Source organism: Skermanella mucosa (assembly GCF_016765655.2).
Classification (GTDB): Bacteria; Pseudomonadota; Alphaproteobacteria; order Azospirillales; family Azospirillaceae; genus Skermanella; species Skermanella mucosa.
Genome location: NZ_CP086106.1, coordinates 4,920,983 through 4,933,963, shown reverse-complemented (window position 1 = coordinate 4,933,963; position 12,981 = coordinate 4,920,983). Strand labels below are relative to the sequence as shown.

The following is a 12,981-nucleotide window of genomic DNA, read 5'->3' as shown; positions in this document are numbered from 1 at the left end:
CGCTGCAGATTTGCGCTGTGACCGGCGCCGATCTCAGGCAGCCGCGGGGGTCGGGCGATAGCGCTCGGCCGGCGCCGCCCGCGAGAGGTTGGGCACCATCGCGGCGCGCGCGCCTTCGAAAGCGTCCCAAGTCGCGGTATCGGGCAGCGCCGGGATGGTGACGATCTCGCCAAGGTCGAGGCCGGCGAGCGCCGCGTCGACCATGGCCGGGGCCGGCATCACGATCTCAGTCGGTACGCCGGCGAGCGGCACGCCCGAGATGTCCCAGAAGTCGGTCGCGGTAGCGCCGGGAAGCACGACCTGGACCCGGACGCCCTTGTCGGCGAGCTCGTTGTGCAGCGAGGCCGAGAGGGCCACCACGAAGGCCTTGGTGCCGCCGTAGACGCCGTTGAGCAGGAACTCGGGCGCCAGTGCCACGGTGGAAGCGATGTTGATGACCGTGCCCTTGCCGCGAGCGACGAAGCCGGGCACCGCGGCGTAGGTGAGCCGCATGAGAGCGGTGACGTTGACGTCGACCATCTGCTCCATCAGATCGACGTCGGCCTGCCAAGTCGGCACTGGCGCACCGATTCCGGCGTTGTTGACGAGGAGCGTGATGCTGGCGTCCGACTTGAGGATGGTTTCAACCCGCGCGAGGTCCGCCTTCAACGCGAGATCGGCCGCGATCACCTCGACGGAGCGTCCGGTGCGGTCAGTAATTCCTGCCGCCAACATGTCCAGTCGAACCCGGCTCCGGGCAACAAGGATTAGATTATAGCCTCGTGCGGCGAGGCGATCGGCGTAGATTGCTCCGATGCCCGCAGATGCGCCCGTGACGAGAGCAGTGCCTTTATTGTGGCCAAGCATGATGTTGCCTTTTGTTTGTCAGTCAGCACCCTGCTGGCTGCTGGGCACACTTTAGGCTCGCTGGCGCTCGGCCCCTAAGTCGTTTACACTGCCTTTTCGGACATGTGACCGGAGTCGCCTCATGCAGCGCGTTGGGTTTATCCTCATCCCGCGGTTCCAGATGATGACGCTGGCGGCGGCCTCGGTGTTCGAGTTCGCGAACATGCTCGCCGGCGAGACGCTCTATGAGATCAGCGTCCTCTCCGAGACCGGTGGTCCGGTCGCCTCCTCGCTCGGCATGATCGTCGAGACAGTACCCTTCGAGCCCTGCGAGATCGACACGCTGATCGTTGGGGCCGGGCTCGGCCCACCACGGCCGACGGCAGGCCTGCTCGACCTTCTCCGTTCAGCGCAGGATGGCACGCGCCGCATCGCGGCGATCTGCAACGGCACCTTCATCCTGGCTGAGGCCGGTTTGCTCGACGGACGGAGGGCGACGACACACTGGCGCAATGCGATTGAGCTTCAGGCGCGCTTCCCCGCGATCAAAGTCGAGGAAGACCGCATATTCATCATTGACGGCGTGATCTGGACATCAGCCGGAGCAACCGCCGGCATCGATCTGGCACTGGCCATGGTCGAGAAGGACTTCGGTTCGGATGTGGCGCGGCATGCCGCCAAGTCCCTTGTCGTTTATCACCGGCGCGCGGGCGGGCAGTCGCAGCACTCCGCGCTTCTCGACATGTCACCGAAGTCCGATCGCGTTCAGAATGCGCTTGCCTACGCCAAGGAGCATCTGGCCGATACAATCTCCGTGGAACAGCTTGCCGACGCCGCTCACCTGAGTCCGCGGCAGTTCAGCCGCACGTTCCTGGCGGAAACGGGTCGTTCTCCCGCCAAGGCCGTGGAGCAGCTGCGGGTCGAGGCAGCACGGCTGATGATGGAACAAGGTCGGCATTCGATGGACGAGGTCGCGCGGGAGACGGGCTTTGCCGACCGAGACCGAATGCGTCGAGCGTTCGTGCGAGCCTTCGGGCAGCCGCCGCAGACGATCCGGCGAAACGATAGGTTAAGCCAAATGGCGTAATGACGCGGAGATCCCGGGGGGGGGCGCGACTTCCTTGCTCCGCTCCGAAGGCAAGGCTCACACCTTCCAGCGGACCTTCAACGAAGTCATCGATTTCAGCGCCGAGAGGCTGTTTATTCGGTCCACGTCCGCCTGACGGCCGGCCGCCATGAGCACGGGACTGTGTGCCATGGCCGTAACGAATACGCCCGGAACGGGGATGGCGACGGCATCAAGCGAGCTTCATGTGAACCGCTACCACCCTCGATTCCAGGAAGAGCGTCCCCTTACTTCGCCTGGGCCTTCCGCACGAAGGTCGGGTCGAAGGTCTTGTCCAGGTCGATCTGGGCGTTGGCGAAGTCGGGCTCCAGGGTCTTCAGCATCGCCAGCATGCTCTCCATGCCCTGCTTCTTGATGATGCCGTCGAGCGAATAGCTCTCCTTGGAGCTTTCGACCGCCTTCATGTAGAGGCCCTTGTCGCCCAGGTGGTATTCGGGCGGGACCACCGCGGCGATCTCCTCGGCGGTCGCCTTGCCGATCCAGGTCAGCGACTTGACGAAGGCGTTGGTCAGGCGCTGCATGGTCTCGGGGTTGCTCTCGATAAAGTCGGCCTTGGCGTAGAGCACGGCGGCCGGGTTCGATCCGCCGAACAGGGCCCGCGCTCCGTCCTCGGTGCGGGTGTCGATCAGCGTGCTGATGTCGCCGTCGGCCTCCAGCTTGGCGATGACCGGGTCCAGGTGGGAGATCACGTCCACCTGGCCCTGCTTCATCGCGGCCACCGCGCTGGCGCCGCCGCCGACGCCGATCAGGATGCCGTCGGTCGCGGCCAGGCCGTTCTTGACCATGGCGTACTGCACCGTCAGCGCGGTGGACGATCCGGGCGCCGTGACGCCGATCTTGCGGCCCTTGAAGTCGGCCGGCGACTTGATCTCGCCCGCCAGGTCCTTCCGCACCGCCAGCACGATGCCGGGGAAGCGGCCCAGCTCGACCACGGCCCGGATGTCCTGGCCCTTCTGCTGCATGCGGATCGTGTGCTCGTAGGCGCCGGTCACCACGTCGACCGACCCGCCCATCAGCGCCTGGAGCGACTTGGCGCCGCCGCCCAGGTCGTTGATCTCCACGTTCAGGCCCTCTTCCTTGAAGAAGCCCTTCCGCTCGGCGACGGTCAGCGGGAGATAATACAGCAGCGGCTTGCCTCCGACCGCCAGCGACACGTCCGTCTTCTCCGGCTCCGCCGCCACGGCGCCGCCCGCCAGGGCGAGCGCCAGGCCGGCGACCGCGAGCACGCCGGACAGGCCCGCCTTCACACCCTTCATCAGGAACTTCATGGATGCTTCCCCTCTCGCATTCCGATCTTGATTGATGTTTTGACTGATATGCCCCGCCTCAGGATGCCGCCGGCTGCGGGCGCCAGACCAGCAGGCGGTTCTCCACCTTGGTCACCAGCCAGTCGATCAGGATCACGAAGGCCATCAGCACGAACATGCCGGCGAACACGCCGGTCACGTCGAACACGCCCTCGGCCTGCTGGATCAAGTAGCCGAGCCCGGCCGACGATCCCAGGTATTCCCCGACGACGGCGCCGACCATGGCGAACCCCACCGAGGTGTGGAGCGACGAGAACATCCAGCTCAGCGCCGACGGCAGGTAGACGTGGCGCAGCAGCTGCCGCTCGTTCATGCCCAGCATGCGCGCGTTCGCGAGCACCGTCGGGCTGACTTCCTTGACGCCCTGGTAGACGTTGAAGAACACGATGAAGAAGACCAGGGTGAAGCCCAGCGCCACCTTGGACCAGATGCCCAGGCCCAGCCACAGCGCGAAGATCGGCGCCAGCACGACGCGCGGCAGCGCGTTCGCGGCCTTCACGTAGGGGTCGAACACGCCGGCCACCAGCGGCTTCCGGGCGAACCAGAACCCGATCAGCACGCCGCTCACCGAGCCGATCACGAAGGCCAGCGCCGCCTCCAGCAGCGTGATGCCCAGGTGATACCAGATCGTGCCGCCGACCATCCACTCGCCGATCCGCGTCGCCACGTCCAGCGGGGTCGAGAAGAAGAACCGCATGGTCTTCGGATCGCCGAACAGCGACGTCTCCGACACCAGGTACCACAGCAGGATCGCGGCGACCCCGACGAGGATCTGGAGCGGCAGCAGTTTCGCGCGGCTCAAGGTCATGCTTCCTCGCTCTGCCGATAGCCTTTCAGGACTTCCTCCTTCAGCGCGTGCCAGATCTCCCGGTGGGTCTCCAGGAAGCGCGGGTCCAGCTTGATCTCGCCGATGTCGCGCGGCCGGTCCAGCGGGATCGGATAGTCGCCGATGATCCGCGCGGCCGGTCCCGCCGACATGATCACGACCCGGTCGGCCAGGGCGATCGCCTCCTCCAAGTCATGGGTCACGAACATCACGGCCTTGCGGTCGGCCGACCACAGCTCCAGCAGCAGGTCGCCCATGATCAGGCGGGTCTGCGCGTCGAGCGGGCCGAACGGCTCGTCCATCAGGATGATCCTGGGATCGCGGATCAGCACCTGCGCCAGCCCGACGCGCTTGCGCTGGCCGCCCGACAGCATGTGGGGATAGCGGTCGCCGAACGCCTTCAGGCCGACCCGGCCCAGCCAGTCGCGGGAACGGTCGCGCGCCTCGGTCCGGGGAATGCCGGCGACCTCAAGCCCGATCGCGACGTTCTCGGCCGCGGTCTTCCACGGCATCAGGCTGTCCTGCTGGAACAGGTAGCCGGCATGGCGGTTCAGGCCGGTCAGCGGCTCGCCCAGGATGGTCACCGTCCCCGACGCCGGCTTCAGCAGCCCGGCGGCGGCGTTAAGCAGCGTGGACTTGCCGCAGCCGGTCGGCCCGACGATCGCGACGAACTCGCTCTCCGCCACTTCCAGGCGGGTTGGGGCGACCGCCTGGTAAGTCCCGCCGTCCGGCAGGGCGAAGCTGATCCCGACCCCGTCGAGCGCCACCGCGGCGGCCCGTCGGGCCGGTTCACGCCCACTCCCGCCGGTTGACGCCTCCCCCGATGCTGCCTCTCCCGAAAATGCGGCTGCTCGCGCCATCCGCGCCACCTCCCCGTCGTCGTTTCGTCCCAGGGGACGCTTGCCGTCCCGCGCACATCCCGAAAATTGTCCGCATCGGCATATCTATTTCCCGGGCGCGCCACAAGGAAAACTTTAGTTCGGATAATGATCTTTCCCGTCGCGGATCTTTCGCCCGCCGCCGTCCAGGAAAAAGCGGTAGGCTGGGTTGGCGGTCTCGTCCCAGCACGGGTATCCCAGCTCGGCCAGCCGTTGCCGGAAGATCGCCCGGTCGGCCTCCGGGACCTGGATGCCGGCCAGCACGCGGCCATAGTCGGCGCCGTGGTTGCGGTAGTGGAACAGCGAGATGTTCCAGTCCGTCGCCAGCCCGTCCAGGAACTTCAGCAGCGCGCCCGGCCGCTCCGGGAACTGGAAGCGGTAGATCAGCTCGTCCCGCAGGCCGGGCACGCGCCCGCCCACCATGTGGCGGACATGGAGCTTCGCCATCTCGTTGTCGCTCATGTCCTGGACCGGCAGGCCCTCGTCCCGCAGCAGGCCGATGATCTCCCGCTTCTCGCGCTCGCCTCCGGTCAGCTGGACGCCGACGAAGATGTGCGCCTCGGGATCGTCCACATAGCGGTAGTTGAACTCGGTGATCGACCGGCGGCCCAGGATCTGGATGAAGCGCCGGTAGCTGCCCGGCCGCTCCGGGATCGTGACCGCCAGCAGCGCCTCCCGGTGCTCGCCGATCTCGGCGCGCTCGGCGATGTGGCGCAGCCGGTCGAAGTTCAGGTTGGCGCCGCTGTTGACGGTGACCAGCGCCCGGTCCGAGATGCCCTCCCGCTCCGCGTAGCGCTTCAGCCCGGCGAGCGCCACGGCGCCCGACGGCTCGGCGATGGCCCGGGTGTCGTCGAAGATGTCCTTGACCGCGGCGCAGATGGAATCCGCGTCCACCGTGACGATGCCGTCCAGCAGCTCGCGGCACAGCCGGAACGTCTCGGCGCCCGCCTGGCGGACCGCGACGCCGTCGGCGAACAGCCCGACCTGGTCCAGCACCACCCGCTCGCCGGCGTCCAGCGCCGCCTTCATGCTGGCGGCGTCGTCCGGCTCCACCCCGATCACCTTGACGTCGGGCCGCAGGAACTTGACGTAAGCCGCGACGCCGGCGGCCAGCCCGCCGCCGCCGATCGGCACGAAGATCGCCTCGATCGGGTCGGGATGCTGGCGCAGGATCTCCATCCCGACCGTGCCCTGGCCGGCGATCACGTCCGGATCGTCGTAGGGATGGATGAAGGTCAGCCCGTGCTCCGCCTCCAGCAGGCGGGCATGGGCGTAGGCCTCGTCGAAGCCGTCGCCGTGCAGCACCACTTGGCCGCCCCGCCGCTCGACCGCCTGGACCTTGATGGCGGGGGTCGTGCAGGGCATCACGATCATCGCCGGCGCGCCCAGCCGCGACGCCGCCATGGCGACGCCCTGGGCGTGGTTGCCGGCCGAGGCGCAGATCACGCCGCGCTCCAGGTCGGCGCGCGCCATGCCGCTCATCTTGTTGTAGGCGCCGCGGATCTTGAAGGAGAAGACCGGCTGGAGATCCTCGCGCTTCAGGAAGACCCGGTTGCCGATCCGCTGCGACAGGCGGGGCATCGGGTCCAGCGGGCTTTCGATGGCGACGTCGTAGACCCGGGCGGTCAGGATCTTCTTCACATAATCATGCACGAGGATGGACTCCTGGTTTCCCGGCCTTATCGTATGATGCCGTTCGGGAAAACCGTTGGGACGTTCCGGCCCGGGGCTTGCCGTTGGGCTTGCCGGGACGCGGATTCTGGGTTGTCCCGGGATGCTATACATCCCCGGGCGCCTTGCAAGCGCCGTCTCTGGCCAAAGTCTCCGTGCAAGTCAAACCGGCTGCCCGCCGGGTGCCGCTCTGTTAAGCTTCGCTGTCGGCGGAGATCCGGGCGGCAAACCGGGGTGACGGGAGCGGCGGACCTGGAGAGTTTCATGAGTTCACTTGAGGAATGGCTCCGGTCGGTCGGCCTCGGTCATCAGGCCGGGGCGTTTCGGAAACACGACATCGATTTCGCCGCCCTGGGCGACTTGGTTGAAGACGACCTGCGCGAGATCGGCCTCACCATGGGGGAACGGAAGCGTTTCCTCAGGGCCGTCGCCGCACTGCGGCCCGGCCGCCGGCCGGCGGCCGAACGCCGGCACCTGACCGTCCTGTTCTGCGACATCGTCGGCTCCTCCGCCCTGGCCGAACGGCTCGAGGCCGAGGACGTGCTCGACGCCATGCGGCGCTACCAGCAGATGGCGAGCGAGCAGGTCGCCCGCGCCGGCGGCCACGTCGCGAAGTTCCTCGGCGACGGCGTGGTCGCGTGGTTCGGCTATCCCGAGGCGTCGGAATCCGACGCGGACTGCGCGCTCCGCGCGGCGCTGGGCATCGTGAGGAAGATCGGCACCATCGACCTGGCCCCCGGCATTGCCGGAGGCGGCCCGGATGGCGGCCGGCTGCGGGTCCGGATCGGCATCGCGAGCGGTCCCGTGGTGATCGGCGACCTGATCGGGTCCGGCACCGCGACCGAGCATCCGGTCGCCGGCGTGACGCCCAACCTGGCCGCGCGCCTGCAGGCCCTCGCTCCGCCCAACGGCATCGTCGTCTCCGAAGAGGCGTGGAGGCTGACGGCTAACCGCTTCCTTTTCGAGGATATCGGCGCCCACGCGCTCCAGGGCTTCTCGCTGCCGGTGCGGGCCTGGCGCCTCCGGGCCGAGCGGAGCCGGAGCGACGCCGCCGACAGGACCCACCGCGTCCCCTTGGCCGGCCGGGAGGCCGAGCGCGCGCTGCTGCGCGAGCTCTGGCGGCAGGCGCGCGAGGTCACCGGCGCCATCCTGCTGATCCGCGGCGAACCCGGCATCGGCAAGTCGAGGCTGGTCGAGGATTTCCTGGACGGCGCCGACGAGGCCCGCTGGACGCTCCGCTTCCACGGTTCCGAGGTCAACAGCGGCAATCCGCTCTACCCCATGGCCGCCGAGGTCGAGCGGATCGCCGACATCGACCGCCTCGACCGCCCGGCGGAGCGGATGGCCAAGCTTGAGAACCTGCTTTTCGGCGACGATGCCGACCGCGGGGAGGCGCGCCGGGTGTATGCGTCCCTGCTGTCGCTTTCCGACGGGGAGCCGGCGGACGGCTCCTCGGTGACCCCCCGCCAGTTGAAGGAGATGACCCTCAGGGCGCTGGTCCGGCAGATCTGCCTCGCATCGGAAGCGCGGCCGGTGATCCTGGTGGCCGAGGACATGCACTGGCTCGACGCGACCACGGTCGAGCTGCTGCACAGGCTGCTTGATGCGGTGCGCGGGCGCCGTCTCCTGATCGTCGTCACCTCGCGCGGGCCGTTCCCGGCGGACTGGACCGCCCGCCCCGGCGTGCGCCTGCTGGAGATGCCGAGGCTGCCGGCGCCCGACTGCGCCGCCATGGTCCGCAGCCTGACCGCCGAGCGCCCGCTCGACGAGGCTACCGAGCGGCGGATCGTCGAGCGGACGGACGGCGTCCCGCTGTTCGTCGAGGAACTGACCCGCGCCCTGGTCGAGGCGCGGCCCGCCGGTCACGGCACCCGGCCGGAACACATCCCGGCGTCGCTCGGCGCCTCGCTGATGGCCCGGCTGGATCGGGTGGGCCGCGCCCGCGAACTGGCGCAGGCCGGTTCCGTCCTCGGCCGCTCGTTCGACCGCGACCTGCTGGCCCGGGTGTCGGAGTTCGGCGCCGAGGAGATGGACGCGGCGCTGGACGTGCTGGTGCGCGCCGACCTGCTCCACGCCGATCCGGGCAGGGGCGACGGCCACCCGGCCTACAGCTTCAAGCATGCGCTGGTCCAGGACGCCACATATGCCGGCCTGCTGCGCGACCGCCGCCGGGCGCTCCACGCCCGGGCCGCGGCGGCGCTGCTGGAGCTGACTCCGGAGGTGGCGGACCTGCGCCCCGACCTGCTGGCCCGCCACTACGACGAGGCGGGCCGGGTGGACCCCGCCATCGACTGCCTGATGAAGGCGGCCAGGCGAAGCCTCGACCGTTCCGCCATGCCGGAAGCCGAACGCCACCTGGCCCGCGCGCTCGAGCTGGCCGGAAGCCTGCGCCGGGACAGGAGGGCGCTCGAACTGCGCCTGGAGATCCTGGTCCTCCTGGGACCGGTCATGATCTTCCTGCGCGGGCCCGGCTCGCCCGAGGTCGAGCGGCTCTACGCCGACGCCTACGACCTCTGCCGCGAACTGCCGGAGACCAGCCGGCACTTCCCGATCTCCTGGGGCTGGTGGCGGCTGTCGCGCGACTTCACCGTGATGGGTCAGCGGGCCGATGCGCTGCTGGAGCGCGCCCGTGCCCGCGAAGACGACAGCCTCCTGCTCCAGGCGCACCATTGCCAGTGGGCCAGCCACTTCAACCGGGGCGAGCTGGCCCGGTCCGTCCGCCACATCGATCATGGCCTCGCGATCTACGAGGCCGGGGACTACCGGCACCACGCCTCGCTCTACGGCAACCACGACGCCAAGGTCTGCGGCCATGCCGAACGGGCGCTCCTGCTGTGGCTGACCGGCGCTCCGGCCGAGGCCCTGGCGGCCGAGGAGACCGCCATGGCCTGGGCGATCCGCCTCGGCCATACCGGAAGCCGCGCCCACGCGCTGGACGTCGCGATGATGCACCAGTTCTACCGCCGCGACACCGGCCGCGTGCTGGCCCGAGCCGGCGAGATGATCGCGCTGGCGGAGGAGCAGAACTTTCCCGACCACCGGGCCAAGGGGTTGCTGTTCCGCGGCTGGGCCGCATCGCGCCGGGGCGAGACCGCCTACGGGCTGGAACAGGTGCGCATAGCGCTCGCCCGCCAGAAGGCGATCGGCACGTCGGAGGATTTCCCGATCTACTACTGCATGCTGGCGGACGTCCTGGCAGCCGCGGGCAAGCCGGAGGAGGCCCTGGCGGAACTGATCGCCGCCCGGGAGGAGTTCGGCCGCATCGGGCTGAAGATCTGGGCGCCCGAGGTCGAGCGGCAGATCGGCCGCATGATGCGCCTGTCCGGATCGGCCGACGGCTCCGCGGTGGAGGCCGCGTTCCGCCGCGCGCTCGCGGAGGCCCGGCGGCAGGGCGCCACGGCGCTCGAACTGCGCGCGGTCGACAGCATCGCCGACCTGTGGGAGGACCAGGGGCGCCCCGAGGAAGCCTTCAGCCTGCTCCGCGGCTTCCTGGACCGGCCGGTCGCCAGCGCGGCCGGCGGCGACCTGGAGGACCTGGCACGGGCGAGGGAGAGGGGGCGCCGCCTGTCCGGCCTGCTCGGCTAGTGTTCAGGCCGGAACGGAAGATTCCCCCACCTCATGTTCTGCGACGCGTTGGGCCGCGGCCCAACCTACGGTTTGGCGCAGGGCGGAGGTGATGCGGGCCGTCGATCGTAGGTTGGGCCGTGGCCCAACGCTTGGAACCAAATGTCTCGGCCGGACCGCCATGTCCCGCTTCCCCGTCCCTCGGGACGGAGCGGATCAGAACGGGTGGGCCAAGGCGCGACCCGGCCTGCGGCCGGCGGAGGGTTTCGCCGATGCCCCGGGGCCGCCGAGCCGCGGCGGGGTCGCCTCCAGGCCGAGCAGCAGTGCCGCGAGCGATCCCTCGTCCACGGCCAGGGCGGCCTGGGCCGGAGTCATCCAGCGGCGCTCGCGCTCGTCCATCTCAGGCCACTCGTCCAGCAACTCCTCGACCTCGAACAGATAAACCGCGACGTCCAGGGTCTTCGACCGGCCGTTTTTCAGACGCTTCTCGTAGCGGTAGGCGCCGATCGGCTTCATGCCGACCTGACCGATGGCGCCCGCTTCCTCATAGGCTTCCCGGGCCGCCTGCTCGGGATCGGCGATCTTCTTCTCCTGCCACCCCTTGGGAACCACCCAGCGCCGTGTCTCGCGCGAGGTCACCATCAGAATCATCAATTGCCCCTGACGGACTTCAAATGGAATGACGGCAAGTTGAGATCGCGGCATTTTAGCTAGTTCCAAAGAAACGCGGTGCCAAGACACCATTATGCTGGCAGGTGATGAACCGAACTTTTAACCTCGGTACCTCTCGCTGTGAGATAATTGCGACAAGATACCCTGTTATATAGTGTCTGCATACCATAATAACGACCCACCTTTATCAGCGGGGATCGCCGCTGCGTGGAAACCTCTCCCATCATCAACAATCCATGACGTGGTTTTGTGCATTCCCGGCGGAACTCCCGGATCGGGCCGCATGTTGCCGGGGTCATGCGCACGCTTCTTCTACATAGCCCGTCGGCCGGCGATGACGGACCATCGCGGGACGACCTCCTGGAAACCTTCCGCCAAGCGGGGTGCGAACCCTTGTCCTGCGCCGTGAACGGGACCGATTTCGCGGAAATGCTGTGCCGGCCCGCCGACCTGCCCGTCGACCTGGTGGTCGCGGTCGGCGGCGACGGCACGGTCACCCGGGTGCTGACGCACCTGTCCGACCGGAGCATCCCGATCGCCATCGTGCCGCAGGGAACGGCCAACAACATCGCCGACGCGCTCGGGATCGCCGGCGATCCGGCCGAGATCGCGTCCGCCCTGGGCAACATGGTGCCGCGGCCCTTCGACATCGGGTTCGCCAAGGGGCCCTGGGGGAACCACCGCTTCATCGAAGCCGTCGGGCTCGGCCTGCTGGCCCGTTCCATGGCCGAGGTGGACGAGGCGGGCACATCGGGCGGGGAGCAGATCCGGACCAGCCGGGAGACGTTCCGGCGGAAGGTGGCCGGAGGCGAGTTCGAACACCTGAAGGCCATCGTCGACGGCCGCACGCTGGAGGGCGATTTCCTGCTGTTCGAGGTCATGAATATCGGCCAGACCGGCCCCGACCTGATGCTGGCACCCGAAGCCGATCCCGGCGACGGCCTGCTCGACGTCGTCCATATCCGGGCCGACCGCCGGGCGGAGATGCTGGAATGGCTCGACGGCGGCCCGGAAGCGGCCATGCCCCCACTCGACGTCATCCGCGCCCGCGAGGTCGAGATCGTCTGGGCCGGCAAGTCGCTCCGGCTCGGCGACAACTTCTCCCCGGCGCCGGGAGCCGTCGGCCGGGTCTCCATCGGGATCGAACCCGAACAGGCCCGCATCCTCGTGCCGCCAGCCGCCGCGCCGGGTGCCGCCGCGGACAAGCCGGGCAGGGCGGCATGAGCGGAGAACAGGTCGCCGGCGGCCCGGCAGGGGTCCCGCAGGAATTGCTGCGCGACATCGAGCGCGTGGCGGTGGGGCTGGCAAGGCTGGCCGGCACGGAGATCGTCGCCGCTCTCGGCCGGACGCTGGAGGTCCGCTACAAGGGGAACGCCGAGGGCATGCCGACGACCGGGGAGTCCCTCAAGGATCCCGTCTCCGAGGTCGACTCCCAGGTCGAGGTGCTGATCCGCGCCAAGCTCGGCGACCGGTTCCCCGAACACGACATCCTGGGCGAGGAGATGGACGAGCGGCCGGGCCGGGACCACGACTTCGTCTGGGCGGTCGATCCGATCGACGGCACGACCAACTTCGTCAACGGCTTCCCGCTGTTCGCCGGATCGATCGGCGTGCTGCACCGGGGCCGGCCCGTCGTGGGCGCCGTCTGGTGCAGCACCAGCCACGCGCTGCGTCCCGGCGTCTACCACGCCAGGACCGGTGGCCCGCTCTGCTTCGACGAGGAGGCGCTCGATCCCCGGCCCAATCCCGAGGTCCGCCGGCGCCTTGCCGGGGAACCCGAGGCGACGCCGGACGCCGCCCTGGAGTGGGACATCCGCAAGACCGGCTCCGCTGCGGTCGAATGCGCCTTCGTGGCGGCCGGGCTGCTGCGGGTGGCCCGGTTCGAGCGTCCCAACGTCTGGGACGTCGCCGGCGGCATCCCGCTGGTCCTCGCCGCCGGCGGCGAGGTGCGGTACCGGGGCGACGGGGGCTGGGTCCCGCTGGAGCGGCTGGAGCCCGTCGCGGACGCGTCGGGCGGCGCTCCCGACCTGCGCAACTGGCGCCGGCCCCTGATCCTCGGTCAGCCCGACGCGGTCGAGCGGATGGCGCGGATGCGGGCAGGCTGACCGGACC

Annotated in this window: 10 protein-coding genes; 4 read left to right on the top strand and 6 right to left on the bottom strand. The window is 69.1% G+C overall.

Annotation, left to right across the window (positions count from 1 at the left end; all coding sequences use genetic code 11):
• Positions 1-33 precede the first annotated feature (33 nt).
• Positions 34-846 carry an SDR family NAD(P)-dependent oxidoreductase gene (locus JL100_RS22900; RefSeq protein ID WP_202682010.1) on the bottom strand — a complete coding sequence of 271 codons (813 nt, stop codon included), beginning with the start codon at positions 844-846 and terminating at the stop codon, positions 34-36.
• A 121-nt stretch (positions 847-967) separates the two neighbouring features.
• Between JL100_RS22900 and JL100_RS22895 the strand changes: the two genes are divergently transcribed.
• Entirely contained in the window at positions 968-1,912 is a 945-nt protein-coding gene (locus tag JL100_RS22895; protein ID WP_202682011.1) for a GlxA family transcriptional regulator, read from the top strand.
• Between the two features lie 266 nt (positions 1,913-2,178).
• Here JL100_RS22895 and JL100_RS22890 read toward each other — a convergent pair whose 3' ends face one another.
• From JL100_RS22890 to ilvA, 4 genes are all read right to left on the bottom strand, one after another.
• Complete coding sequence (locus tag JL100_RS22890; RefSeq protein ID WP_228420852.1) at positions 2,179-3,219, bottom strand: ABC transporter substrate-binding protein; 1,041 nt, start codon at positions 3,217-3,219, stop codon at positions 2,179-2,181.
• 58 nt (positions 3,220-3,277) lie between these two features.
• Complete coding sequence (locus JL100_RS22885) at positions 3,278-4,066, bottom strand: ABC transporter permease (RefSeq protein ID WP_202682012.1); 789 nt, start codon at positions 4,064-4,066, stop codon at positions 3,278-3,280.
• Positions 4,063-4,944, bottom strand: coding sequence for an ABC transporter ATP-binding protein (locus JL100_RS22880; protein WP_202682013.1), 882 nt, complete (start codon positions 4,942-4,944; stop codon positions 4,063-4,065). The genes JL100_RS22885 and JL100_RS22880 overlap by 4 nt, the downstream gene beginning before the upstream one ends.
• A 114-nt stretch (positions 4,945-5,058) precedes the next feature.
• A complete protein-coding gene (gene ilvA / locus JL100_RS22875; RefSeq protein ID WP_267133588.1) occupies positions 5,059-6,615 on the bottom strand; it encodes a threonine ammonia-lyase, biosynthetic in 1,557 nt (518 codons plus the stop codon).
• 282 nt (positions 6,616-6,897) lie between these two features.
• On the opposite strand from ilvA, the gene JL100_RS22870 reads away from it, so the two are divergent.
• Complete coding sequence (locus JL100_RS22870; RefSeq protein WP_202682015.1) at positions 6,898-10,218, top strand: AAA family ATPase; 3,321 nt, start codon at positions 6,898-6,900, stop codon at positions 10,216-10,218.
• Positions 10,219-10,413: 195 nt separating this feature from the next.
• Here JL100_RS22870 and JL100_RS22865 read toward each other — a convergent pair whose 3' ends face one another.
• Positions 10,414-10,848, bottom strand: coding sequence for an NUDIX hydrolase (locus tag JL100_RS22865; protein WP_407696893.1), 435 nt, complete (start codon positions 10,846-10,848; stop codon positions 10,414-10,416).
• 318 nt (positions 10,849-11,166) lie between these two features.
• Between JL100_RS22865 and JL100_RS22860 the strand changes: the two genes are divergently transcribed.
• Both JL100_RS22860 and JL100_RS22855 read left to right on the top strand, forming a co-directional pair.
• Positions 11,167-12,093 carry a diacylglycerol/lipid kinase family protein gene (locus JL100_RS22860; RefSeq protein ID WP_202682017.1) on the top strand — a complete coding sequence of 309 codons (927 nt, stop codon included), beginning with the start codon at positions 11,167-11,169 and terminating at the stop codon, positions 12,091-12,093.
• Positions 12,090-12,974: an inositol monophosphatase family protein gene (locus JL100_RS22855; RefSeq protein ID WP_202682018.1), complete on the top strand. Its 885-nt coding sequence runs from the start codon at positions 12,090-12,092 to the stop codon at positions 12,972-12,974. Before JL100_RS22860 ends, JL100_RS22855 begins: the two co-directional genes overlap by 4 nt.
• Positions 12,975-12,981 lie beyond the last annotated feature (7 nt).